Annotated in this window: 21 protein-coding genes and 1 pseudogene; 15 read left to right on the top strand and 7 right to left on the bottom strand. The window is 61.9% G+C overall.

Annotation, left to right across the window (positions count from 1 at the left end; all coding sequences use genetic code 11):
* Positions 1 to 3: 3 nt before the first annotated feature.
* Positions 4 to 960: a zinc ABC transporter substrate-binding protein gene (locus tag OZ911_RS00605; RefSeq protein WP_070086751.1), complete on the top strand. Its 957-nt coding sequence runs from the start codon at positions 4 to 6 to the stop codon at positions 958 to 960.
* Between the two features lie 111 nt (positions 961 to 1071).
* On the opposite strand, the gene OZ911_RS00610 is transcribed toward OZ911_RS00605, so the two are convergent.
* Complete coding sequence (locus OZ911_RS00610) at positions 1072 to 2022, bottom strand: homoserine kinase (RefSeq protein WP_016484273.1); 951 nt, start codon at positions 2020 to 2022, stop codon at positions 1072 to 1074.
* A gap of 69 nt (positions 2023 to 2091) precedes the next feature.
* On the bottom strand, positions 2092 to 2379 hold the full coding sequence (locus tag OZ911_RS00615; protein WP_003252997.1) for a DUF2782 domain-containing protein: 288 nt from the start codon (positions 2377 to 2379) through the stop codon (positions 2092 to 2094).
* Positions 2380 to 2454: 75 nt separating this feature from the next.
* On the opposite strand from OZ911_RS00615, the gene polA reads away from it, so the two are divergent.
* Positions 2455 to 5202, top strand: coding sequence for a DNA polymerase I (polA, locus tag OZ911_RS00620; RefSeq protein ID WP_016484274.1), 2748 nt, complete (start codon positions 2455 to 2457; stop codon positions 5200 to 5202).
* Positions 5203 to 5601: 399 nt separating this feature from the next.
* Here polA and yihA read toward each other — a convergent pair whose 3' ends face one another.
* Positions 5602 to 6234, bottom strand: a complete 633-nt coding sequence (gene yihA / locus OZ911_RS00625) for a ribosome biogenesis GTP-binding protein YihA/YsxC (protein ID WP_016484275.1) — start codon at positions 6232 to 6234, stop codon at positions 5602 to 5604.
* A 201-nt stretch (positions 6235 to 6435) separates the two neighbouring features.
* Between yihA and OZ911_RS00630 the strand changes: the two genes are divergently transcribed.
* The 7 genes and pseudogenes from OZ911_RS00630 to OZ911_RS00660 all read left to right on the top strand — a co-directional run bounded on the left by OZ911_RS00630 (position 6436) and on the right by OZ911_RS00660 (position 13647).
* Positions 6436 to 6738 (top strand): c-type cytochrome, encoded by a 303-nt coding sequence (locus OZ911_RS00630; protein ID WP_016484276.1) that lies wholly within the window; start codon positions 6436 to 6438, stop codon positions 6736 to 6738.
* Positions 6739 to 6769: 31 nt separating this feature from the next.
* On the top strand, positions 6770 to 7387 hold the full coding sequence (locus OZ911_RS00635) for a c-type cytochrome (protein ID WP_016484277.1): 618 nt from the start codon (positions 6770 to 6772) through the stop codon (positions 7385 to 7387).
* A gap of 151 nt (positions 7388 to 7538) precedes the next feature.
* A complete protein-coding gene (gene dsbA, locus OZ911_RS00640) occupies positions 7539 to 8171 on the top strand; it encodes a thiol:disulfide interchange protein DsbA (RefSeq protein WP_023047254.1) in 633 nt (210 codons plus the stop codon).
* 34 nt (positions 8172 to 8205) lie between these two features.
* Positions 8206 to 9038: pseudogene (locus OZ911_RS00645) on the top strand (endonuclease/exonuclease/phosphatase family protein).
* 27 nt (positions 9039 to 9065) lie between these two features.
* Complete coding sequence (locus tag OZ911_RS00650; protein WP_023047255.1) at positions 9066 to 10976, top strand: GGDEF domain-containing protein; 1911 nt, start codon at positions 9066 to 9068, stop codon at positions 10974 to 10976.
* 79 nt (positions 10977 to 11055) lie between these two features.
* Positions 11056 to 11844: an N-acetylmuramoyl-L-alanine amidase gene (locus tag OZ911_RS00655; RefSeq protein ID WP_023047256.1), complete on the top strand. Its 789-nt coding sequence runs from the start codon at positions 11056 to 11058 to the stop codon at positions 11842 to 11844.
* Positions 11845 to 12048: 204 nt separating this feature from the next.
* The gene (locus tag OZ911_RS00660; protein WP_016484282.1) at positions 12049 to 13647 is read left to right on the top strand and encodes an EAL domain-containing protein; all 1599 of its coding nucleotides are present in this window, start codon (positions 12049 to 12051) and stop codon (positions 13645 to 13647) included.
* A gap of 14 nt (positions 13648 to 13661) precedes the next feature.
* Here the strand turns inward: OZ911_RS00660 and OZ911_RS00665 are convergent, their stop codons facing one another.
* Together OZ911_RS00665 and algB are read right to left on the bottom strand one after the other, a co-directional pair.
* On the bottom strand, positions 13662 to 15443 hold the full coding sequence (locus OZ911_RS00665) for a KinB sensor domain-containing domain (protein ID WP_016484283.1): 1782 nt from the start codon (positions 15441 to 15443) through the stop codon (positions 13662 to 13664).
* On the bottom strand, positions 15440 to 16786 hold the full coding sequence (gene algB, locus OZ911_RS00670; protein ID WP_016484284.1) for a sigma-54-dependent response regulator transcription factor AlgB: 1347 nt from the start codon (positions 16784 to 16786) through the stop codon (positions 15440 to 15442). The genes OZ911_RS00665 and algB overlap by 4 nt, the downstream gene beginning before the upstream one ends.
* Before the next feature lie 210 nt (positions 16787 to 16996).
* Between algB and OZ911_RS00675 the strand changes: the two genes are divergently transcribed.
* The 6 genes from OZ911_RS00675 (at position 16997) to OZ911_RS00700 (ending at position 22502) form a co-directional block, all read left to right on the top strand.
* Positions 16997 to 17818, top strand: coding sequence for a BON domain-containing protein (locus tag OZ911_RS00675; RefSeq protein WP_023047257.1), 822 nt, complete (start codon positions 16997 to 16999; stop codon positions 17816 to 17818).
* Positions 17819 to 17992: 174 nt separating this feature from the next.
* Positions 17993 to 18283, top strand: a complete 291-nt coding sequence (locus OZ911_RS00680) for a hypothetical protein (RefSeq protein WP_016484286.1) — start codon at positions 17993 to 17995, stop codon at positions 18281 to 18283.
* 43 nt (positions 18284 to 18326) lie between these two features.
* Entirely contained in the window at positions 18327 to 18488 is a 162-nt protein-coding gene (locus OZ911_RS00685; RefSeq protein WP_003252966.1) for a DUF1328 domain-containing protein, read from the top strand.
* Between the two features lie 2 nt (positions 18489 to 18490).
* A complete protein-coding gene (locus OZ911_RS00690) occupies positions 18491 to 18961 on the top strand; it encodes an inhibitor of vertebrate lysozyme family protein (protein ID WP_016484287.1) in 471 nt (156 codons plus the stop codon).
* Positions 18962 to 19706: 745 nt separating this feature from the next.
* Positions 19707 to 21035, top strand: coding sequence for a glutamate/aspartate:proton symporter GltP (gene gltP, locus OZ911_RS00695; RefSeq protein WP_016484289.1), 1329 nt, complete (start codon positions 19707 to 19709; stop codon positions 21033 to 21035).
* A 237-nt stretch (positions 21036 to 21272) separates the two neighbouring features.
* Positions 21273 to 22502 (top strand): spore maturation protein, encoded by a 1230-nt coding sequence (locus OZ911_RS00700; RefSeq protein ID WP_060519857.1) that lies wholly within the window; start codon positions 21273 to 21275, stop codon positions 22500 to 22502.
* Here the strand turns inward: OZ911_RS00700 and OZ911_RS00705 are convergent.
* Complete coding sequence (locus OZ911_RS00705; RefSeq protein WP_023047258.1) at positions 22484 to 23119, bottom strand: ABC-type transport auxiliary lipoprotein family protein; 636 nt, start codon at positions 23117 to 23119, stop codon at positions 22484 to 22486. The two genes, OZ911_RS00700 and OZ911_RS00705, sit on opposite strands and share 19 nt — an antisense overlap.
* Positions 23116 to 24054: an MlaD family protein gene (locus tag OZ911_RS00710; RefSeq protein WP_016484292.1), complete on the bottom strand. Its 939-nt coding sequence runs from the start codon at positions 24052 to 24054 to the stop codon at positions 23116 to 23118. Before OZ911_RS00710 ends, OZ911_RS00705 begins: the two co-directional genes overlap by 4 nt.
* Positions 24055 to 24056 lie beyond the last annotated feature (2 nt).

The following is a 24056-nucleotide window of genomic DNA, read 5'->3' on the forward strand; positions in this document are numbered from 1 at the left end:
TGGATGGAGACGTTATTATGTTACCTGTTTCTGACGACTCGAGTATCCACCGTGTCCCGATTCCTAGCTCTGTTTGTCGCTTTCATCGCATTTTCCGCTCACGCCGATGTGCGTGTGCTCACCAGTATCAAGCCCCTGCAGCAGATTGCCGCCGCCGTGCAGGATGGCGTAGGCAGCCCTGACGTATTGCTGCCGCCAGGTGCCTCGCCGCACCACTATGCATTGCGCCCCTCCGATGTGCGGCGGGTAGGTGATGCCGACCTGCTGTACTGGATCGGCCCGGACATGGAGAATTTCCTGCCTCGGGTACTGGCGAGCCGTAGCAAGGCGACGGTGGCTGTGCAGTCGCTGACCGGCATGAAGCTGCGCCACTTTGGTGAGGACAGCCATTCCCATGAGGAAGAGGATCACGACGATCATGACCACGATCACCGCCCGGGCAGCCTGGATGCTCATTTGTGGCTATCGTCGGTCAACGCGCGGGTAATCGCGGCAAAAATGGCGTCTGACCTGGCCCAGGTCGACCCGGCTAATGCTGCCCGCTACCAAAACAACCTCAAGGCCTTCGACGAACGCCTGGATGCTTTGGATGAGCGTATCAAGGCGCGGGTGGCCGGTATTGCCGACAAGCCGTACTTCGTGTTCCACGAAGCGTTCGATTATTTCGAAGCTGAGTATGGCTTGAAGCACGCCGGCGTGTTCAGCGTGGCGTCCGAGGTGCAGCCTGGGGCGCAACATGTAGCGGCCATGCGCAAGCGCCTGCAGGAAGTGGGCAAGACGTGCGTGTTCAGCGAACCGCCATTGCGACCGCGCCTGGCCGAGACCCTGACTGCCGGGCTGCCGGTGCGTCTGGCCGAGCTGGATGCACTCGGCGGTACCGACCCGGTGGATGGCAAAGGGTATGAGCGCTTGCTTGAGAAGCTGGGTGGTGAGCTGGCGGGGTGCCTGGAACAGCTCTAAGCCTGTACCTGCCTCTTCGCGGGCATGCCCGCTCCCACAGAAACAACGATAACTTTCAGGGTTGTGTTATCCCTGTGGGAGCGGGCGTGCCCGCGAAGAAGCAGACGCGGTCTAGAGGGCGAATGGCAGGTGCAAGGCCACTTGCTGGCGCTGCGCCAGGCGCACTTCGAACTCGCTCGGGTCATGGATCATCACATCCATCCCGGCGAACGATTCTGCCGCAATCAGGCGCGACAGCCAGAACCGCACGCAGCCCACGCGCAACATTTCCGGCCACAGCTCGGCTTCGGCGGCAGTGAACGGCCGCAGCGCCGCATAGGCTGCCAGCAGTGCCTGGGCACGCGGTACATCCACTGCGCCCTGCTCGTCCAGGCACCAGTCGTTCACGGTGATGGCGATGTCATACAGCATCGGCCCGGAGCAGGCGTTGTAGAAGTCGATCACACCGGTCAGGTGGGTGCCTTCGAACATCACGTTGTCGCGGAACAGATCGGCATGCAGGTTGGACCGCGGCAAAGCCAGGATCTGCGCCTTGTGCGCGCTGATCTCTTGCAGTGCCGGCTGCAGCAGTGCGGCTTGCTCGGCGGACAGGCGTGGCAACAACTCGGCACCCGAAGCCAGCATCCAGTCCAGGCCACGGTCGGTCTTGCGCTCGATGATGTGCTCGCGGGTGGCCAGGTGAATGTGCGCCAGCAGCTCGCCGACCTGGGCGCAGTGCTGGTTGTTGGGCGCCTTGATGTGCTTGCCCGACAGCCGTGGCTGCAGCAACGCCGGCTTGCCACACAGCTCGCGCAGGCCGTTGCCGTCGCGGTCACGAACGGCATAGGGCACCGGCATGTCAGCGTCGTGCAGGGTGTCTAGCAGTTCTATGAAGAACGGCATGTCTTCGCTTGGCCCACGCTCGATCAGCGTCAGGACGAACTCCCCCTGTTCGAGGCTGACGAAGAAATTGCTGTTCTCGGTGCCGGCGGCAATGCCCTGGAAGTCGAGCAGACGGCCCAGCTCATACGGTGCCAGAAAGGTTTCCAGCTCAGGCCGGGTCACGGGGGTGAAGACTGACATGATGAAAATTTGCCCATACGGGCACTTCCGCCGGGAAGTGCCGGGTTGATGTGAACGGTGCGCGTCAGATTACCACTCGAAAATCTTCCAGGACGGAATCAGCATGTCCGGCTGGTCGGATCGAATGAAATTGGCATCAGTGCCATCAGCGCGCACCAGAAAATAAGGCTTGCCGTTTTTCGGCGTGATCTTGATCGCATACAGGAACCCGTTCTGCCGGTACTCCTGGATGGTTTTGTCGCCTTCCGTGCGAATGGTCACCTCGGGATCGGCCGAGGGGGCGTCGTCCGCCGCCAGGGTGACGACTGGCGTGGTTGCCAACAGGCCGAGCAGTAACAGGCGATTGAGTGTACGCATGATAACCTAGTCCCTTTGTCGTCAATGATTCTGGCTATTCTAGCGCCGGACCCGTCGAAAAGGTTGATTCTGCTCATGAGCCAAGCCCCCCTCGTCCTGGTGGACGGTTCCTCCTACCTGTACCGCGCCTTCCACGCGCTGCCGCCGCTGACCACGTCCAAGGGCATGCCGACCGGTGCGGTGAAGGGTGTGCTGAACATGCTCAAGAGCCTGCGCAAGCAGTACCCGGACAGCTTGTTCGCGGTGGTATTCGACGCCAAGGGCGGCACATTCCGCGATGCCATGTTCGCAGAGTACAAGGCAAACCGCCCAAGCATGCCTGACGACCTGCGGGTGCAGGTCGAGCCGCTGCATGCCAGCGTGCGGGCACTTGGCTACCCGCTGCTGTGCGTCGAGGGTGTCGAAGCTGATGACGTGATTGGCACCCTGGCGCGCAGCAGCGCCGCCCAGGGCCGCCCGGTGATCATCTCGACCGGCGACAAGGACATGGCGCAGCTGGTGGACGGGCACATTACCTTGGTCAACACCATGACCGGTAGCGTGCTGGACGTGGCTGGCGTGCACGAGAAATTTGGCGTCGGCCCGGAACATATCATCGACTTCCTGGCGCTGATGGGCGACAAGGTCGACAACATCCCCGGCGTACCCGGCGTTGGCGAAAAAACCGCTGTGGGCCTGCTGACCGGTATTGGCGGCGGCCTCAGCGACCTGTACGCCAATCTGGACAAGGTGCCGGCACTGGCCATTCGCGGTGCCAAGACCCTGCCGGCCAAGCTGGAGGAACACCGCGATGCGGCGTTCCTGTCCTACGAGCTGGCTACCATCAAGGTAGACGTGCCACTGGATGTCGAGGTCGAGGCGTTGGTCTGCGGTGAGCCTGATCGTGAGGCGTTGCTGGCGTTGTACACCGAGATGGAGTTCAAGAGCTGGGTTGCCGAGGTGCAGCGTGATGCCGCAAGGGCTGGCGATGACGTTGCGCCGGTCGAAGAGCCGGCAGCCAAGGTCGAGCCGCAGTATGAAACCATTCTTGACCAAGCCCGTTTTGAAGCCTGGCTGGAAAAGCTGCGCCAGGCGCCGCTGTTCGCCTTCGATACCGAAACTACCGGCCTTGACGCCCAGAAGGCGCAGCTGGTTGGCCTGTCTTTCGCTGTCGCGCCCCATGAGGCGGCTTATGTGCCGTTGGCCCACGACTATGAAGGTGCACCGGCCCAGCTGGACCGTGAGGCCGTATTGCTGGCACTGAAACCGTTGCTGGAAGACCCGGCCAAGGCCAAGGTCGGGCAGAACGCCAAGTACGACATCAACATCCTCGCCAATGGCTCACCCGCCATCGAAATGCGTGGCGTGGCCTACGACACCATGCTCGAGTCGTACGTGCTGAACTCCACCGCCACCCGTCATGACATGGATAGCCTGGCGCAGAAGTACCTCGACCACACCACCATTGCCTTCGAGGACATCGCCGGCAAGGGCGCCAAGCAGCTGACCTTCAACCAGATCCACCTGGACAAGGCCGGCCCCTACGCTGCCGAAGACGCCGACATTACCCTGCGCCTGCACCAGGCGTTGCAGGCGCGCCTGGCACAGACGCCTAGCCTGCAGCCGGTGCTGATGGACATCGAGATGCCGCTGGTGCCGGTGCTGGCCAAGATCGAACGCCAGGGAGCGCTGGTCGATGCTGCGCTGCTGCATGTGCAAAGCGGTGAACTGGGCGTGAAGATGGCCGAACTGGAGCAGCGCGCCTACGCGCTGGCCGGTGAAGAGTTCAACCTCGGTTCACCCAAGCAGCTGGGCGCGATCCTTTACGACAAGCTAGGCATGCCGGTGCTGAGCAAGACCGCCAAGGGCCAGCCATCCACTGCCGAAGCCGTGCTCGATGAGCTGGCCTTGCTCGGTTATCCACTGCCTGAGGTACTGATGCAGTACCGCAGCCTGAGCAAGCTCAAGAGCACCTACACCGACAAGCTGCCGGGCCAGATCAACCCCCGCACCGGGCGTATCCATACCTCCTATCAGCAGGCAGTGGCAGCCACCGGCCGGCTGTCGTCGAGCGACCCGAACCTGCAGAACATCCCGATTCGTACCGCCGAAGGCCGGCGTATTCGCCAGGCGTTCATTGCCAGCCCGGGTTACAAACTGCTGGCGGCGGACTATTCGCAGATCGAACTGCGCATCATGGCTCATCTGGCCAAGGACGAAGGCCTGCTGCACGCCTTCCGCAACGACCTCGATGTGCACCGGGCAACGGCGGCGGAAGTGTTCGGTGTGGCCCTGGAAGACGTCACCACCGACCAGCGCCGTAAAGCCAAGGCCATCAACTTCGGCCTTATCTACGGGATGAGCGCCTTTGGGCTGGCCAAGCAGATCGGTGTCGACCGCAAGCAGTCGCAGGACTACATCGACCGCTACTTCGCCCGCTATCCGGGCGTGCTGGCCTACATGGAGCGCACCCGTGCCCAGGCCGCCGAGCAAGGATTTGTCGAAACCCTGTTCGGCCGCCGCCTGTACCTGCCAGACATCAACGCCAAGAACCCGGCCCTGCGCAAAGGCGCGGAGCGTACGGCGATCAACGCGCCGATGCAGGGCACTGCCGCCGATATCATCAAGCGGGCCATGGTCAATGTGGATAACTGGCTGAGCGAGAGCGGGCTGGATGCCCGGGTGATCCTGCAGGTACACGACGAATTGGTCCTGGAGGTGCGTGAGGACCTGGTGCAGCAGGTGAAAGATGAAATTCGCCAGCACATGAGCCAGGCCGCACAACTGGATGTGCCGCTGCTGGTGGAGGCAGGAATTGGTGCGAATTGGGACGAAGCTCACTGATTGAGCGCGGAAAGCTGTGTAGGATCTGCGGCGTAGTGACGCGGATCCTGGCACTGCTCAGTGCCGTCGGTATGGAAGTTTCATGAAACTATCGCAAATAGTTTTCAGGGCTTCGGAACTAAACCGGTGAAGCGGAACTCAGAGTAACTGAATGGCTGGTGAAGCCCTTCGATGCTCCTATGTTGTGTTAAGTGTTGGCAGATATCTGGACCCCGCCCTAGCGGTCCGGACTTGGACCCCGAACTTCCCCCTCCCCATACGAAGTCCGGGGTTTTTTTTGCCCGGAATTTGGGTCGACCGTACCGGCCTCATCGCCGGCAAGCCAGCTCCCACAGGGGTATCACTTCCCTTGAGGCCTGTGTTGAACCTGTGGGAGCTGGCTTGCCGGCGATAGGGCCCTCAAACAGCAGGCTTGTCTTCCAGCTCCATCCAGCCCGCCAGCACGCGGTAGGCGTCTTCCACGCCCAGGCGCTTGGGTGCCGAAAACAGCTGGATGGTCACGCCATCGCCCCAGCCCTTGCGGATTTCCGACTGCACTTTCAGCAGGGTGTTCTTGCCCGCGCCGTGGGTCAGCTTGTCGGCCTTGGTCAGCAGAATATGCATGGGCATATGGCTGGCCTTGGCCCAGTCGAGCATCATTTTGTCGAAGTCGGTCATCGGGTGGCGCACGTCCATCATCAGAATCACGCCGCGCAGGCACTCACGGCTGCCCAGGTAGGCTTCCAGGTGTTTTTGCCAGTGTTGCTTGAGCGGGATCGGCACTTTTGCATAACCGTAGCCCGGCAGGTCGACCAAACGCCGTTCATCGTCCAGACTGAAGAAATTCAGCAGTTGGGTGCGCCCGGGGGTTTTCGAGGTGCGCGCCAGGCTGGCATGGGTCAGGGTGTTGAGGGCGCTGGATTTGCCGGCATTGGAGCGGCCGGCAAAAGCCACCTCGTAACCCTGGTCGTCCGGGCATTGTTCGACCTTGGCAGCGCTGAGGGCGAATGTGGCTTTCTGGCAGAGGCCGAGGATGGGGTTCTTGACTTGCATGGGATATCCGATGTGGGTGTTGCCTGACTCTGAAGGCCCGAGCCTGGCAAGCGGTGTCGTTTCCGTTTGGATGGCGGAAGTATATAATGCCCCAGTTTTTGTGTGCTCATTCTCCCAGCGAAGGAGAACGGGCATGGGGTGTCGAACAATAGCTCGCGCATCAGAACGCAGCGCGGCCCCCAACCCTGAAGGTCGTTCCGCATGGCGAAATGGCTGCTTGCTGTCGGTATGTTCCTGCCGGTTTTCAGCGCACAGGCTACACAGGATCCCGAGGTGTTGTACAACCGCACGTGTGCGGCCTGTCACACCGGGCAGTTGCCACAGGCACCCAGACAGGGTGACCGGGCAGCATGGGAGCCAAGGCTGGCGCAAGGCATGGATGTACTGGTGAAGCACGTGACCCAGGGTTTCAAGGCTATGCCGCCGCGTGGATTGTGCATGGACTGCAGTGCCGAGGACTACCGTTTGGTCATCCTTTGGATGAGCGGCAGTCCCGATACATAACATTTCACCCTTAGCCGTGTTGGATTAGCTGATGAACAAACTAGTCGTGAGTCTGCTGTTGACCCTGGGTGTCGCAGGTGCGGCCACTGCTGCGCAAACTGTCAAGGGCGATGCCGCCGCCGGTCAGGCCAAGACGGCCGTCTGTGGCGCCTGCCACAACCCCGACGGCAATAGCCTGGCACCGAACTTCCCTAAACTGGCCGGCCAAGGCCAGCGTTACCTTGAAAAACAACTGCACGATATCAAGTCGGGCAAGCGCACGGTGCTGGAGATGACCGGCATGCTGGCCGCGTTCAACGACCAGGACCTTGCCGACATCGCCGCCTATTTCTCCAGCCAGAAAGGCAGCGTGGGTGCCGCCGATCCCAAGCTGGTCGAACGTGGCCGTGCGCTGTTCAATGGCGGCGACCTGGAGAAAGGCATGCCTGCCTGCACCGGTTGCCACTCCCCCAACGGCGCAGGTATTGCTTTGGCCGGCTTCCCGCACCTGAGCGGCCAGCACTCGCAGTACGTGACCAAGCAGCTCACGGACTTCCGCGAAGGCAACCGCACCAACGATGGTGATGCCATGACCATGCGCACCATTGCCGGCAAGCTGAGCAACCACGACATCGAGGCGTTGGCCAGCTACATCCAGGGCCTGCATTAACTTTCGGTTAATGTTGTAGGCCAATGATGAAAGGGCGGCCGGGCCGCCCTTTTTTCAGTCCGCAGCCGTTACACTACAGAACTCGATCCCTTCCCGGCCTGTCTCAGTGCAGGTAGGGTCGTGGCGACCTATGACTGCTCAGGAGTAAAGCATGCGTAAACTGATTCTCAGCGCCGCGCTGGTCGCTGCCAGCGTATTGGGTATGACTGCCGTCCAGGCCGCCGAGCCTGTTGCTGGCAAGGAATACTTCGAGCTGAGCAACCCTGTTCAGGTTTCCGTGCCTGGCAAGATCGAAGTGGTCGAGCTGTTCTGGTACGGCTGCCCACATTGCTACCACTTCGAGCCGGTCATCAACCCCTGGGTTGAAAAACTGCCACAGGATGTCAACTTCAAGCGCGTACCGGCCATGTTTGGCGGCCCATGGGACGCTCATGGCCAGATGTTCCTGACCCTCGAAGCCATGGGCGTCGAGCACAAGGTGCACGCCGCGGTGTTCGACGCCATCCAGAACCAGAAAAAGCGCCTGACCGACCCGCAGGACATGGCTGACTTCCTCGCCACCCAAGGTGTGGACAAGGACAAGTTCCTGGCCACCTTCAACTCGTTCGCCATCAAGGGCCAGGTCAACCAGGCCAAGGAACTGGCGAAGAAGTATGAAATCACCGGCGTACCGAGCATGGTCGTCAACGGCAAGTACCGCTTCGACCTGGGTACCGCAGGCGGGCCGAAAGAGGTGCTGGACGTCGCCGACCAACTGATCGCCAAGGAGCGCGCCGCCAAGTAGGCGGCGTAACCCATGCCCCGCTTCAGAACCACGCGTGGCATTGGCCTGCACCAGCCGCAGGTCAACGAGCATCACCTGCAGGCCTCCGGCCTGCCCGAGGATGGTCGACTGCGGCTGCTCAGTTTCAACATTCAGGTCGGCATCAGCACCGAGCGCTACCGGCATTACCTGACCCGCAGCTGGCAGCACTTGCTGCCGCACAACGGGCGTGCCGGCAACCTGCAGAAGATTGGTGAATTGCTGGCCGACTTCGACCTGGTGGCCTTGCAGGAAGCCGACGGTGGCAGCATGCGCTCGGGCTACGTCAACCAGGTCGAACACCTTGCCCAACTGGGGGCCTTCCCTTATTGGTATCAGCAGCTCAACCGCAACCTTGGGCGTTTTGCCCAGCACAGCAATGGCGTTCTCAGCCGGCTGAAGCCGCAACTGCTCGAAGATCACCCGTTGCCCGGCCCGGCCGGCCGTGGGGCGATCCTGGTGCGTTTTGGTGAAGGTGAAGACGCCCTGATCGTGGTGATGATGCACCTGGCGCTAGGAGCCAAGACCCGCGCCCTGCAACTGGGTTACATCCGCGAGCTGATTGGCGGTTACCGCCACCAGGTGCTGATGGGCGACATGAATACCCATGCCGCCGACCTGCTGGAGCACTCGCCGTTGCGCGATCTGGGCCTGATTGCCCCGCAAGTCGAGGCAACCTTCCCCAGCTGGCGTCCGCAGCGTTGCCTGGACCATATCCTGCTCAGCCCAAGCCTCACGCTGGAGCGTGTCGAGGTGTTGGCGCGGCCAATTTCCGACCACCTTCCCGTTGCTGTCGAGATTCGATTGCCTGATGCATTGACTGTGGATACGCTGCCGGCCTTGAGCTAATTGCCATCACCGTTTGCGGACCCCGGCATGACTGAAGACGCTGAGCGCTGGAAAGAAAAATACCTTAAAAGCATCGAGCAGCAAGAAAAGCTCGAACGCCGCTGGGACGCCCGTCTCGACCTGCTGCGTCGTGGTCTGGTGCGCAGCACCCTGGCTGCCGAAGGCAGTGACAAGGTGGTGGACGCGTGCATGAAGGAGATGCGCGAGGTTATTCGCAGCGACAACATGGATGCTGGCCTCGCCGGGTTGATTCCGCGCCTGGAAAAAGCGGTGCTGGACTCCGAACAGCGCCGGGAAACCCGCATGAATCAGGTCAGCGATGCGTTGGCCGCGCTGGTCGGCCAGCTGCAAGGCTTACCGCTGCCCAGCGATATCTCGCGGCCGTTGAAAAAGCTGGCAAAAAAACTCGATGGTGGGGTTGCCCAGTCCCGCGATCTGCCGCCGCTTTTGGGCGAGCTGAGCGGCCTGCAGGGGCTTGCACTGTCGGCCCTTGGCAAACAGGCGGACGAAGCCCGGCCCGGCTTTTTGCAACGGTTGTTTGGCAGCCGTGAGGACGACCCACAAGGCGAGCCTGTGCCGATGCCTGTTGCTGAGGCGCCCCAGGCTGTACAGGCCAGTACCGAAGCCCCGCAGCGTGACGATGTGGATGCGCTGCAACCGCTTTCCGCTTCGGCCGCCGAAGCGATCGGGTTGCCCGAACCGGATCTGGAGGTGTCTGGCCCGGCGCTGATTGAAACAATTGAAACATCAGCCGCCCAGCTGCCGCAGGATGATGCGCCCGACCTGGGGGCTGACGTCAGGGAACCTCTGGCAGAAGCACAGCCGGCACCCACGCTCGAAGAAACCTTCGGCGAAGACGGCCCCTATGCCCTGCCCTACGCGGTTGAACCGCCGTACAGCCAGGTTGCGGCGCACATCGAAAAGACCCTGATCGGCCTGCTCGATGACCTGAGCCTGCCCGAACGGCACAAGGCTCAGGCGCTGGAAATGCGCGAGCGAGTTGCCCGTGGCCTGAACTGGTACGAGCTGATCCCGGTGCTGGATGACCTTGCCGTGCTCATGCTGGCGATCACTGACAGTGGCCAGCACGAATTCGAAACTTATCTGCAACAGCTCAATGAGCGCCTGGAAGGGTTCCAGAGCCACCTGCACGAGGCCAGCGCCGGCCACGCCGACAACAGCTTTGCCGCTCGCGAGCTGGATACCCAGTTGCGTGAGCATGTCGATGGGTTGCAAACCAGTGTGCAGGGCGCCGCTGACGTCGATAGCCTCAAGCACATCCTGGAAAACCGCCTGGAAGGCCTGCTGGTCACCATGGACGAGCACAAGCACGAACGGGATCGCCGCGAGCAAGAGCTGGCGGGGCGCCTGCAAGGCCTGTCCGAGCGGGTGGCAAACATGGAGCACGAAGCGCTCGGTTACCGCGAGCACCTGGAAGAGCAGCGCCAGAAAGCCCTGCTTGACCCCCTGACCGGCCTGCCCAACCGCGCGGCCTGGAGTGAGCGGGTAGAGCGCGAAATGGTCGAATGGCAAGAGAACGGCGGCCATCTGGCCATGGCTATCCTCGACCTGGATCACTTCAAACGCATCAACGACAGTTATGGGCACCTGGCGGGTGACAAGGTACTGAAGATTGTTGCGGACCAGTTACGCAAGCGCCTGCAGGGTCGTGACTTCATCGCCCGTTTCGGTGGTGAGGAATTCGTCCTGCTGCTCCCTCAAAGGTCGCCGGCTGCCGCTGCCCAAGTGGCGGAAGTCATGCGGGCCACGGTGGAAGCCTGCCCGTTCCACTTCAAGGGCGAGCGGGTGGTCATTACCACCTCCATCGGCCTGGCTGCTTTTCGCTCCGGGGAGCGCGCCGACCAGGTACTCAAGCGCGCCGATGCGGCGCTGTACCGGGCCAAGGAGCAGGGCCGCAACCTGGTCGAACAGGGCTAGCCTGCAAACACTGACCCACGGTAAGCGCGGCCATGGGGAGCACGTTATACTGTAGCGCTGATTCGCTGAGGCCACTGACGTGCTTTCTACGCTAAAAAAAACGCTGATCCCCTTTCTGCTGTTGTCTATCGCCGGTTGCTCGACGGGCCTGCGCATTGACCGCAGCCACCCCTCGGCCAACCAGGACAACCGCATCCAGTTCGTTGTCCTGCATTACACCAATGCTTCGCTGGAGCGCTCCCTGGCGTTGCTTACCCATGGTGAGGTCAGCAGCCATTACCTGATCGGCGACGGCCCGGCGACGGTGTATCAACTGGTGGATGAGAACAGCCGTGCCTGGCATGCCGGTGACAGCCAGTGGCAGGGGCGCACCTGGCTGAACTCCTCGTCCATTGGGATCGAGATCGTCAATCCGGGGTTTACCGACACACCGAACGGCCGGGTCTGGCACCCTTACAGCGAAGCGCAGGTGCAATCGCTGATCGCGCTGCTCAAGGACATTGTCAAACGCAACAACATCGAGCCGCGGCACATCATCGGCCACAGCGATATTGCCCCGTTGCGCAAGCTGGACCCGGGGCCGCTGTTCCCGTGGAAGCGCCTGGCTGATGCCGGGCTGGGTATCTGGCCGGATGCCAACGCTGTGGCGCGGCAGCAGGCCTACTTCAGCGTCAACCCGCCAGGCATTGGCTGGTACCAGCAGGAGCTGGTGCGGTTTGGCTATCAAATCGAGCAGACCGGGGTGCTGGATGTGGCCACCCGGCATGTGATTGCCGCGTTCCAGATGCGCTTCCGCCCTCAGCGCTTCGACGGCATGCCGGATGCGCAGACGGCAGCGATGCTGCAGGTGCTTAACCGCATGCGCTGAGCCCTGCAGGAGCGGCCTTGTGTCGCGAACGGGCCCCAAAGCGGCCCCGGTGACCAGGCAAAAGCTGAGATCCCGGGGGCTTTGCAGCCCGTTCGCGACAAGGCCGCTCCTGCAACGGCCTGCGTAAACTGCGGATAAGCGCCAAACGGTGAGGGTGATTCTCGATTCAGTTGCTATACCTTAGTTATCAACTGGATGCCTTTGATGTCAGCCATCATCACCCTGCTGCGCCAAATTTTTTACCGTCCCTGGATGCTGGCCTCCTTGGCAGCGCTGGCCAGCGCCGCCCTGTTGCTCTCTGCCAGCATTGGCATTGCCCTGCAACAGATGAAGCAAAGCGAGAGCGAGCAGATGAACGCCCAGGGCGAGCGATTTCTCGACCGCCTCGAACAAGTGTTTGGCCAGTTGCGTGAAGGGGTCGACCTGTTGCAGGCGCAGCCCTTGCGTGGCTGCAGCCCGGCGATGCTGGCGGCGTTGCAACAAGTGGGCCTGAGCTCGCGGTTCATTTATGAAGCGGCTTATGTGGACGGTGATGTCGCCTGCTCCAACCGTGGCGATGAGCGGGCGTTCGAACCTCTGCGGGCACCCGACATTCAGGGGCCGACCTACAGCTACTGGTTGAACACCACCACCGAACCCAACGAGAACCTGGCTGCACTCATGCTGGGCCGGGGCAAGTTCGTGGTCTCCACCTCGCGCGGGCACCTGACCGACGTGGTCGATCTGCCCCCGGGCGGCAGCCTGGTGGTGGTGCTGGACAACGGTGCCCGGGCCATTCCGGTACTCGGCCCGCCCCAGGTATGGCCACCGCCCTCCGCATGGTCGAACGGCCACAAGTCATTGCTGGAACTCAGTGATCGGCTGATCTACCGAATGCCGACCAAGTCGCCGGATTACCAGCTGGTGCTGATAGCCCCGAGGGCGAGCCTGCCGCTGAGGATGAACGGCATGCTCTGGTTGCTGTTCCCCGGTAGCGTGCTGGCGGCCTGCTGCATCGGTTGGCTGGTACTCCAGTTGATCCTGCAACGACGGTCGATGAGCTCGGAGTTGCAGAATGCCTTGCGCCGTGGCGAGCTGCAGGTGCTCTATCAGCCAATCATCGAGCTCGACAGCCGGCGTTGCGTGGGTGCCGAGGCGCTGGTGCGCTGGCGTCGACCGGACGGCACCCTGACCAGCCCGGACTTGTTTATTCCGCTGGCGGAGAACACCGGGCAGATTCGCCAGATCACCGATTTTGTCCTGCAACGGGTGCTTGAACAGCTTGGGCAGCTACTGCGCTCGCACCCCAAACTGTACATATCGATAAACCTGGCGGCATGCGATGTGATGGTGCCGCGTATTGGTCGGGTGGCGGCCCGCCTGTTGGCCTTGCATCGAGTGGCGCCCAGCCAGATTGCCTTTGAGGTGACCGAGCGTGGCCTGATCGATGTGGTGGTAGCCCGTGACAACCTGCAGGCGCTGCGCGCCGTGGGGCATCAGGTGCTGATCGACGATTTTGGTACGGGTTATTGCAGCCTGGCCTACCTGCAGACCTTGCCGGTGGACTGCCTGAAAATCGACAAGGCGTTCATCGATGCCCTGGGCCATGATGCCGCCAGCAGCGGCGTTGCCCCCCATATCATCCGCATGGCCCATGACCTGCACCTGCGGGTGATCGCCGAAGGGATCGAGTTCGAGGACCAGGCGGTGCTGCTGAACAGCGAGGGGGTCAACTATGGCCAGGGCTGGCTGTTTGCCCGGCCTCTGAACGCCCGGCAATTTGCCGAGCTGGTGACCCGCGGGCACCTCCCGCGGCGGGTATAGGCGCGTTACCGCATTCAGACCGGCAACGCCATGTAGAACTGGGTCCCCTGCCCCGGTCGGGAAAATACACCCATGCGACCGCCGTGCAGCTGGACGATCTCCTTGCACAATGCCAGCCCCAGCCCAGCGCCGCCTTTCTTGCGACCTACCTGCACGAAGGGTTCGAAGATGCGCCCCTGCTGCCCATAGGCGATGCCCTCGCCGTTGTCCTCGACACTGATGATGACCCGTTCCGCATGCCGCCGGGCATGCAGGCGGATACGCCCGCCGTTGGCAGTATGGCGGACGGCGTTGTGCAGCAGGTTGTCCAGCACGCGGTCCAGCTGGGCGGCATCGGCCTGGATGCGCGGCAGCGGCGCTTCCAGTTCCATGGTCAATTCGATCTGCTTGTGCGCTGCCTGCTCCGCAAACCGCAGTCGCGCCCGCTCAAGCAGCTCGTCGAGGGAGCATGGGGCCAGGTCCAGCTTCTGCAGCCCGCTCTGGTAGCGCGAGAAGTTCAGCAGGTCGTTGATCAGCTGGGTCAGGCGCTGCATTTCTTCGCCGATGGTTTCCAACAGGTCGTTCTCGCGCGCCTCGGGCGGGAATTTTACCCGCTCGCGCAACAGGCCGAAGGCCATGTGCATGCCAGTCACCGGGGTACGCAGTTCGTGGGAGGCGCGCAGCACGAACTCGCTGCGCACCCGCTCGAAGGCCCTTTGCTCGGTCACATCGTGCAGCACCATCACCGCACCCAGGATTGGCCCCTGCGGGTGGCTGACCGGGGTCAGGCTGTAGGTGAGCAGGCGTGATTCTTCATCAACCTCCATGTTCAAATCGTCAGGTGGGCGGTCGAGGTTGCCTCCGCGTAGCACCTGGCGCAGCTGTTGCTCAAGCTCGGGGCGCTGCAAGGCTTCTGCGAGGCTGCTGCCGACGCGGCTGTCGTTCCAGCCCAGCTGGCGCTGCGCTACCGGGTTGAGGTGCTCGAGGCGGCCTTGGCGGTCGATGATCAGCAGACCGTCGTCAATGCTGTCGAGCACGGCCTGTAGACGTTGCTGACCAGCCAGCAGTTCGTCAACGTTGGTGGCCTGGTGCTTGCGCAAGGCATCGGCCATCAGGCCAAAGCGACGGGTCAGCTGGTTGAGCTCGGACGCCTGAGTGACCGGCAAGGTGACGTCGAAATTGCCTTTGCCCAGCTGGTCGGCCGCCTTGGCCAAGGCTTCGATCGGCTGGCCGAAACGCCGGGCGATGTTGTGCGCGGTGATGAAGCCCAGTACCAGCACCACCAGGCCCATCAGGCCCAGTACACCGCTGACCAGCAAGGCTCGGTCACGGGTGCGTTCCTCGCTACGGGTAATCAGGTCCAATGCCTGCTTGTGGGAATCGATCAGGTCGCTGCGGACCTGGTTGAATGCGGCCCCCAACGGCTGATCGAGACCCATGCTGCGAGCGGGTGCGGCGCTGTCGCGATAGGCCTGGAGGAAGGCCTGGTAATTGCTGCTGGCCTTGCTGAAACCGGTGCGTTCACCGCCTTGCTCCAGCCCTTGATTGAGCAGGGCCTGGAAGTTTTCCTGTAGCAGCCGCAGGCTTTCCGGGGCGGTGTCTTCATCCAGGATCAGGGTCAGCTGTTCGCCCAGGTTCTGGCGCAACTTCAGGCCCACTTCCAGGGCATGGGTGGTTTCACGCACCAGCTGCTGTTGCACTGTGGCCATCTGCAGCACGCTGACCAGGCCCAGCAGGAGCCCTAGCAATGCCACGGTCACCAGCGCCGAGATGCTGAGGAAAAGCCGCGTGCGCAGCTTCATGGGTGGCCACTTCATAGGTTGTACTGCTTGCGCTTGCGGTACAGGGTTGAAGCATCGATGCCCAAGGTCTTGGCGGCTTGGTCCAGGGTGTCGCTGGCGGCCAGCACGGCGCCGATATGGGCGCGCTCCAGCTCATCCAGGCTCAGGGCGGCGCCCACGCGCGGGGCATTGCTGGCGGGTTGTTCGCCCATGCCCAGATGGCTGATTTCCACGCGTTCCTGCGGGCAAATGATGCTGGCCCGTTCCACCACGTTGCGCAGTTCGCGAATGTTGCCAGGCCATCGGTAGTTGAGCAGGGCCGAGCGTGCCTCGTCACTGAACCCGCGAGCGGGGCGGGAGTATTCCTTGACGAAGCGGGCCAGGAAGCGGTCCGCCAGGGTGAGGATGTCCTCACTGCGCTCGCGCAGCGGTGGCAGGTGCAGTGTGATGACGTTCAGGCGGTACAGCAGGTCTTCACGGAAGCGGCTTTCGCGCACCATCTCTTCGAGGTTCAGGTTGGTAGCGGCCAGAATACGCACATCTGCACGTCGGGTGACCGGGTCGCCTACGCGTTCGTATTCCTTGTCCTGGATGAAGCGCAGCAGTTTGGGCTGCAAGGTCAGCGGGAAATCGCCGATCTCGTCGAGGAACAGCGTGCCACCATCTGCCTGGCTGACCCGCCCCAAGGTGCTTTCGCTCGCGCCGGTGAAGGCGCCACGGGTATGGCCGAACAGCTCGCTTTCCATCAGCTCGGCGTTAAGCGACGGGCAGTTGATGGTCACGCAGGCTTTGCGTGCACGCTTGCTCCAGCCATGGATCGCCCGTGCCAGCTCGCCCTTACCGGTGCCGGACTCGCCCAGGATGAGGATGTTGGCGTCGGTGGTGGCGACCTGGCGGGCGGTTTCAAGCACCGCCATCATGGCGGGGCTATGGGAGTCGAGGCCGTCCTTGGGTTTGCGGACTTCACCTTCCAGGGCTTCCAGGCGCGCTGAAAGCTGGCGCACCTCCAGTTGCTTGGCCGTGGCCAGGCGCAACTGGTCGGGGCTGCACGGTTTGACCAGGTAGTCGGCAGCGCCGGCCTGAATCGCGTCTACCGCAGTGTCGATCGCCGAGTGCGCGGTAACGATCACCACGCGCATCCACGGGGCCTGGATACGCATCTGCGCCAGCACATCGAGGCCGTTGTCTTCACCGAGGCGTAAATCGAGGAAGCACAGGTCGAATACCTGTCGCTGCAGCAAGGTTTCGGCCTGGGCGGCGCTGTTGGCCGTGGCCACGCTGTATCCCTCGTCTTCCAGGCAGTAGCGGAAGGTGCGCAGGATCGCGGACTCGTCATCCACCAGCAGAATGCGGCCTTGGTTGTCCTGGGCTGATTCCATTTCCTGTGCTCCTTAGGGATAGATCTTTATTTAGTGTGGGAAAAATCGGGCAAGTTGCATGGTCAATTCTGAAGGATTCTGTCCTTTGCATGCTAGCCAACGGCCAAACGATACGTAAAAACCGCTATTTGCCAATGATTTACTTAGAGGCACGCACTGGCACATTGGTTGCGATGTTTTTCAGATTTTGCCTACGAAGGAGGAACAGCCATGCCCTTTTCCCTGCGTACTGCCGTTTTGGCAGCCACCCTGCTGCCAATTTTCACCCCGGCCGTGGCCGACCCGGTGCAGGACGCGCGCCTGGAAGGTGCCCTGCAAACCGCCCTGACACTGAACCGCATGCTCGACCCATTCCGTATAAAGGTTGAAGTGGACGGCAAGCAGGCGCGGCTTTCCGGTGAGGTGGAGAGCGAGGTCGAGCGGCAGCTGGCCGAAGATGTGGCCCGGGCCACCCGGGGCATCGAACACGTTGAGAACCAGTTGCAGGTCAATGCCCAACTGGTCGAGCGCCCGCTGGAGCAGCGTGCCTACGCCCAGCGCCTGGAGGACGCCACCCTGGCGGCGGTGATCCGCGCCCGGCTGTTGTGGAGCCGCACCACCGAAAAAGCACCTATAGAAGTACAGAGCAGCGACGGCGTGGTGACGTTGCGCGGCAGGGTCGACAGTGCCGAAGCCAAGGAGCTGGCAGGCGTGGTGGCGCGTACCACCGACGGCGTGCACTTGGTCAATAACCTGATCAGCCTCGATACCGCCGCCATGGCCAAGGCGCGGGAAACGCCGGTGGGGGCGCCAACCGGGCCGCAGCCGAGTGACAGCTGGATCATCGACAAGATCCAGAGCAGCTACCGCTTCAGCCGCAACCTCGATGGCCTGAACCTGAAGGTGGCCAGCGAATCGGGGATGGTCAGGCTGTCGGGTGAGGTGGTCAGCGCTGAGCAGAAAACCATCGCCGTGGAGATCGCCCGGCAGATCATCGGCGTACGCGGGGTAGATGCCGACCTGCTCAAGGTGGCGACCAAGGTTGAGGGATGATCGTGCAATTCGCACGACCCTGCAGGCGACATCGTGCAGGATACGTCCTCGCGGTTCACTCGATGATTATGTAAGTTATTGATTTATAAGGATTTTAATTAAATCAAAAGGCTGGCATGCAGGCTGCAATTACCTGTTCAGGTTTGAACAAAAATTACAGCAGGAGGAGCCGGCATGAACCGCCAATCCGTCAACCGCTCACAGATCGCCGCACTGCCTTTGCGCCAGATGCTCACGCTTGGCATGGCGCTGCTGCTGACCTTGGCTGCTGGCCTCTTCTATTACAGCTGGCAGACAGCGCGTCTGGCTGACCAGGTGGCAGCTCAAACTGCCCTGTTGACGCAAATTCAGGCAACCCGTGCCAACACCCTGGTCCAGGCGGCTGACCGCCTGCCAGCGGGCCAGGCCACTGCCTCACCGGCCACCCTGGAAAATGTCGTACCCCGGGACCGCTGGGTTTTCTGACCTGCCGACCCGATCGATTCCGCAAAAAGAAAGGAGAACTACCATGCTGAGCTGGGCTATCACTTTCCTCATCATCGCCATTGTCGCTGCCGTACTGGGCTTCGGTGGTATAGCGGGCGCTGCGACGGGTATCGCCAAGATCCTGTTCATTGTCTTCCTGGTGTTGTTCGTAGCCTCCTTCTTCTTTGGACGTGGACGAGGTTGAAGATGAGCAGGAAGCTTTGTTCGGCCCTTGCCGCCGCCCTGTTGCTGGGCGGCAGCGCGGCGGCCATGGCGGCCAATGACGGCCAGGTCCGGGTCGACCAGTTGCTCGGCTCGGACCCGGAGTATCGGGATACCTGGCAGGACACGATCAAGGGCGAGGAACGACTGCCCGATTGGGTAGTCAATCTGACCGGTAGTGCCCAGCAGCAGATGTCTGCCGTTACCGAAGACGGCGACAAATACTTGGTCGGCCCCCTGTGTGAAAAACAGGACAACTGTACCTACAAGCGGCTGATCGTGGCCTTCAGCTGGGACAAGGATGATGCCTACGGGATGCTCGTGGAGGTACCCGAGGGTTTGCCCAGCGACAAATCGCCCACTCGCCATGCGCAGTATCGCTGGCTGGGCAAACCCGATGACGGCATGAAGGCGATGCTGCAGGAGCAGCTCAAACGTGACCCTAACTGGTACTGAGCATTTTTTGCCGGTATTGCGGTGAAAGGTTATCGACTGTCACGTAATAGAAGCTGAACCTTTCTATAGTTCAGCCTTCTATGATGCGCCGCCCCGAGGAGGGGCAGCACATGACCAGGGGGCCGGGCTGTTCTGGTTGCTAGAGAACCGGAGTGGCCTAGGGGTACAGGGAGTGCCTCCAGCAATGGGCCGGGTCAGGAAAGGCGGAATCGGAAGTATCAGGTCGGCGGTGTCACAGGGACACCTTGCAGACCTGACTTCCGAGGAGCCATGTAGGAAACGTCCCTTCCCTTGCGCGTTTTTTCCCTCAAGACACATTTTGTCTCGACCGTACATCAACTTTTTTTCGACCTCGATGGCGCTTCTTCAAGTGTCATTTCCGCCATTCGGATTGTCGAACAGGCCATCTTTCATGTGCTTTGCATACCGTCAAATCTGCCGAAATATGGCGGTTTGGACTTGTTCGGGATTCCGAACGTTATAAATCAAGCACTTGCCGACGCTCTGTTTTAGTGCAAATCGATATGCGTAAACGGCATGGGGTATGCGTTTCCGGCATTAGATTTCCCCCTTTGCCATCGCAATAGTTGCCGCCTTTTTCGCTGGCACGAGCGCCCTGTCGCTCGCCTGCGCTGTCCTTACATGAAGTCGCCGGAAGGAAGATTTGCTGCCCGTGACCTGGCCTATGGCTTTGTCACGGGCGTTTTCGTCCGGTGCCATGACCACTAGAACAAAGGGTAAAGACATGAAGAAGGCAAAACTGAGCCTCGCCTGGCAGATCGTCATCGGTCTGGTCCTGGGCGTTGCAATCGGCGCGCTGCTGAACCACTTCAGCGCGGAAAAGGCATGGTGGATCAGCAACGTTCTCCAGCCCGCCGGTGACATCTTCATTCGCCTGATCAAGATGATCGTCGTCCCGATCGTGATCTCGTCGCTGATCGTGGGTATCGCCGGGGTTGGCGACGCGAAGAAACTGGGCAGTATCGGCCTGAAGACCATCATCTACTTCGAAGTGGTGACCACCATCGCCATCGTCGTGGGTCTGGTGCTCGCCAACCTGTTCCACCCGGGCGCCGGCATCGACATGAGCACCCTGGGTACCGTGGACATCTCCAAGTACCAGGCCACTGCGGCTGAGGTGCAGCATGAGCACGCGTTCATCGAAACCCTGCTCAACCTGATTCCATCGAACATCTTCGCAGCGCTGATGCGTGGCGAAATGCTGCCGATCATCTTCTTCTCGGTAATGTTCGGCCTGGGCCTTTCTAGCCTGCAGGCAGAACTGCGTGACCCGCTGGTACGCACCTTCCAGGCTGTATCGGAAACCATGTTCAAGGTCACCCACATGATCATGAACTACGCCCCGATCGGCGTGTTCGCCCTGATCGCCGTGACCGTGGCCAACTTCGGCTTCAGCTCGCTGCTGCCGCTGGCCAAGCTGGTGCTGCTGGTGTACTTCGCCATCGCCTTCTTCGCCTTCATGGTGCTGGGCCTGGTAGCCCGCGTGTTCGGCTTCTCGGTGATCAAGATCATGCGCATCATGAAAGATGAGCTGATCCTGGCCTACTCCACCTCCAGCTCCGAAACCGTGCTGCCGCGTGTGATCGAGAAGATGGAGAAGTACGGCGCACCGAAGTCGATCTGTTCGTTCGTGGTACCGACCGGCTACTCCTTCAACCTTGACGGTTCGACCCTGTACCAGAGCATTGCGGCCATCTTTATTGCCCAGCTGTACGGTATCGACCTGTCGTGGAGCCAGCAGTTGCTGCTGGTGCTGACCCTGATGGTCACCTCCAAAGGTATCGCCGGCGTGCCGGGCGTATCGTTCGTGGTCCTGCTGGCCACCCTGGGCAGCGTAGGCATCCCGCTGGAAGGCCTGGCCTTCATCGCAGGTGTCGACCGCATCATGGACATGGCCCGTACTGCACTGAACGTGGTGGGCAACGCCTTGGCTGCACTGGTCATCGCGCGCTGGGAAGGCATGTACGATGCGGCCAAAGGCGAGCAGTACTACGCCTCGCTGATGGCCGACAAAAAGGAAGCTGTAGTCGCTGGCGAAACCGCCAAGCGCTGAGCCTTACCGCTGTTTGATAAAGAGCCCCGACCTGTCGGGGCTTTTTGTTGTCTGTGAGATCTTGGGCCGCGTTGCGGCCCTATCGCGACGCAAGGCCGCTCCCACAAGGGCGGGCGTTCACCGATCTTTGTGGGAGCGGCCTTGTGTCGCGATACGAGGGCGCAGCCCTCGCCTGCGATCGCCAGTCAGGGGCTGCGATACGCTATCATTCGGGCATTTTTCAGGGGGTACACGCGGATGCTCAACGGCCTTTGGCTTGGCTTTTTCCTGGTGGCGGCGGTGTCCGCCCTGGCCCAATGGCTGGTAGGCGGGAACGCTGGCATCTTCGCGGCAATGGTCGAAAGCATCTTCGCCATGGCCAAGCTGTCGGTCGAGGTGATGGTGCTGCTGTTCGGCACACTGACCCTGTGGCTGGGCTTTCTGAAGATCGCCGAAAAGGCCGGTATCGTCGAATGGCTGGCCAAGGTGCTGGGCCCGCTGTTTGCCCGCCTGATGCCGGAGGTGCCGCCCGGCCACCCGGCTCTTGGCCTGATAACCATGAACTTCGCCGCCAACGGTCTGGGCCTGGACAACGCCGCCACGCCGATTGGGCTCAAGGCCATGCGCGCGCTGCAGGAGCTGAACCCCAGCAGCACCACCGCGAGTAACGCGCAGATCCTGTTCCTGGTGCTCAACGCCTCGTCGCTGACGCTGCTGCCAGTCACTATCTTCATGTACCGGGCCCAGCAGGGCGCGCCAGACCCGACCATGGTGTTTCTGCCCATCCTGCTGGCGACCAGCGTCTCGACCCTGGTCGGCCTGCTGTCGGTGGCAGTGATGCAGCGTTTGCGCCTGTGGGACCCGGTGGTACTTGCCTACTTCATCCCCGGCGCCTTGCTGCTGGGAGGGTTCATGGCCTTTCTCGGCACTTTGTCGGCGGCCGCGCTGGCCAGCCTGTCGTCTATCCTGGGCAACCTCACGCTGTTTGGCGTGATCATGCTGTTCCTGGTGATAGGTGCCCTGAAGCGGGTGAAGGTGTATGAAGCCTTTGTCGAAGGCGCGAAGGAAGGCTTCGATGTGGCCAAGAACCTGCTGCCCTACCTGGTGGCGATGCTGGTGGCGGTGGGTGTGCTGCGCGCCTCTGGTGCCCTGGAGCTGGCCCTGGACGGTATCCGTCATGCGGTGAACTGGATGGGCCTGGACACCCGCTTTGTCGAGGGCTTGCCCACCGCGCTGGTCAAGCCGTTCTCTGGCAGCGCAGCACGGGCCATGCTGATCGAGACCATGCAGACCCAAGGCGTGGACAGTTTCCCGGCCTTGGTGGCGGCAACGGTTCAGGGCAGCACCGAAACCACCTTCTACGTACTGGCCGTGTACTTTGGCGCCGTGGGCATCCAGCGCGTGCGCCATGCGGTAGGCTGCGCACTGCTGGCCGAGTTGTCCGGGGTGATCGCGGCGATCTTCGTCTGCTACTGGTTCTTCGCCTGAACCTTCAACTGATCCTGGTTGGCCTGGGCAATCGTCCAGTTCACCACCTGCCCCACCAGCTGGTCGCTGGCCTGACCAAAGCCGGCGACCACCGCTGACACCTGTTTGTCGGCAAGGGGCTGGCGAATCTCGAAGCGCTTGCTGGCCAGGATGCGCTGGTTGCGCCCCTGAACCAGGCGGGCATCGTAGCGGATCACCACTTCCACCGCCCCGCCCGGGCGGTACTCACTCTGAAACGCCTGCAACTCGCCAGCCAGCTCGTAGTCGGCCTGCAGGTTGCTGTCGTCGGCACTCAAGCGCTGCACCTGGCCGTCACGCTGGAAACCATCGAGCAGGCGGTTGCGTAGCAGTACCGGGGCCGCATCGCTCCAGCGCGCGCCCTTGTAACTGCTGACCACATCGCCTTGGGGAATGACGGCAATGCGCGGGCCAGCCAACACCTCACTGGCCAGCGGCTTGTTCAGGCGCAATGACCAGTCCAGCGGCGCCGCTGTGCGGCTGGGCTGGTTCACCGGCAGGCGGTAGAGGTCGACGGGCTCGCTCTGGGGCAGGATCGAGCAGGCACTGGCCAGGCTCAGCGAGGCCGCCAGGGCCAGCAGGCGCAACGACGGTTTCATGGCTGGAACTCCTTGTTGTTGTCGCGGCCGAGCAGGTAGCCGCTCGGGTCGGCCTCCAGTTGCCGGGAAATGCCTTTGAGCGCGTTGAGGGTTTCGCGCAGCTCGCGAATGGCTGGGGTTAGCTGGTTCAGGCCTTGTGCGCCGTCGCCGAGGGCCTCGCTGTTGTTCTTGAGCAGGTTGTTGATGGTTGCCGTACTTTCAGCCAGTGACTGCATGGCCTGCTCGGCGCTGCCGATCGCCTGTTTGCCTTGGCTGCCGAGCAGGCCGTTGGCGTTGCGCATCAGCGCCTGGGTTTCGGCCAGGGTCGCGCTGGCCTGCTTGCCCACCTGCACCAGCTGTTCGATGGCCTCGGCGATGCCACCGTGCTGCCCGGCAAAGGCGCCGGTGGTCTTGTCGAGGTTGGCCAGGGTGTTGCTGAGGTGGCCGATGTTGTCTTCCGAGAACATCTGGTTGGCGTTGTGCAGCAGCAGGTTGACGTTGGTGACGAGATCGCTGCTGTCATTGAGCAGGCGCGAGATCGGCGACGGCGAGGCAATGATCACTGGCAGCTTGCCGTCCTTGCCCTTCAGTTCAGGGCTGTGCGGAGTGCCGCCGCTCAGCTGGATGAACGAGTTGCCTGTCACGCCGGCCAGGGTCAGCTTGGCCTGGGTGTCTTCTTTCACTGGGGTGTCGCCGCTCAGGCGCACCCGGGCCAGTACCCGACGCGGGTCCTTCGGGTCCAGCCGCAGGGTAGATACATCACCCACCTTGATACCGTTGTACTGCACCGGGCTGCCGCGCGACAGGCCGGAAACGGCTTCGTTGAACACCACTTCGTAATCCTTGAAGGCGTCATCGACACTGGACTTGGTCAGCCATAGGCCGAACAGCATGGCACCAGCCACCACCAGGACGGTGACCAGGCCGATAAGGACATGATGGGCTCGGGTTTCCATTG

Source organism: Pseudomonas fortuita, from assembly GCF_026898135.2.
Taxonomy (GTDB): Bacteria; Pseudomonadota; Gammaproteobacteria; order Pseudomonadales; family Pseudomonadaceae; genus Aquipseudomonas; species Aquipseudomonas fortuita.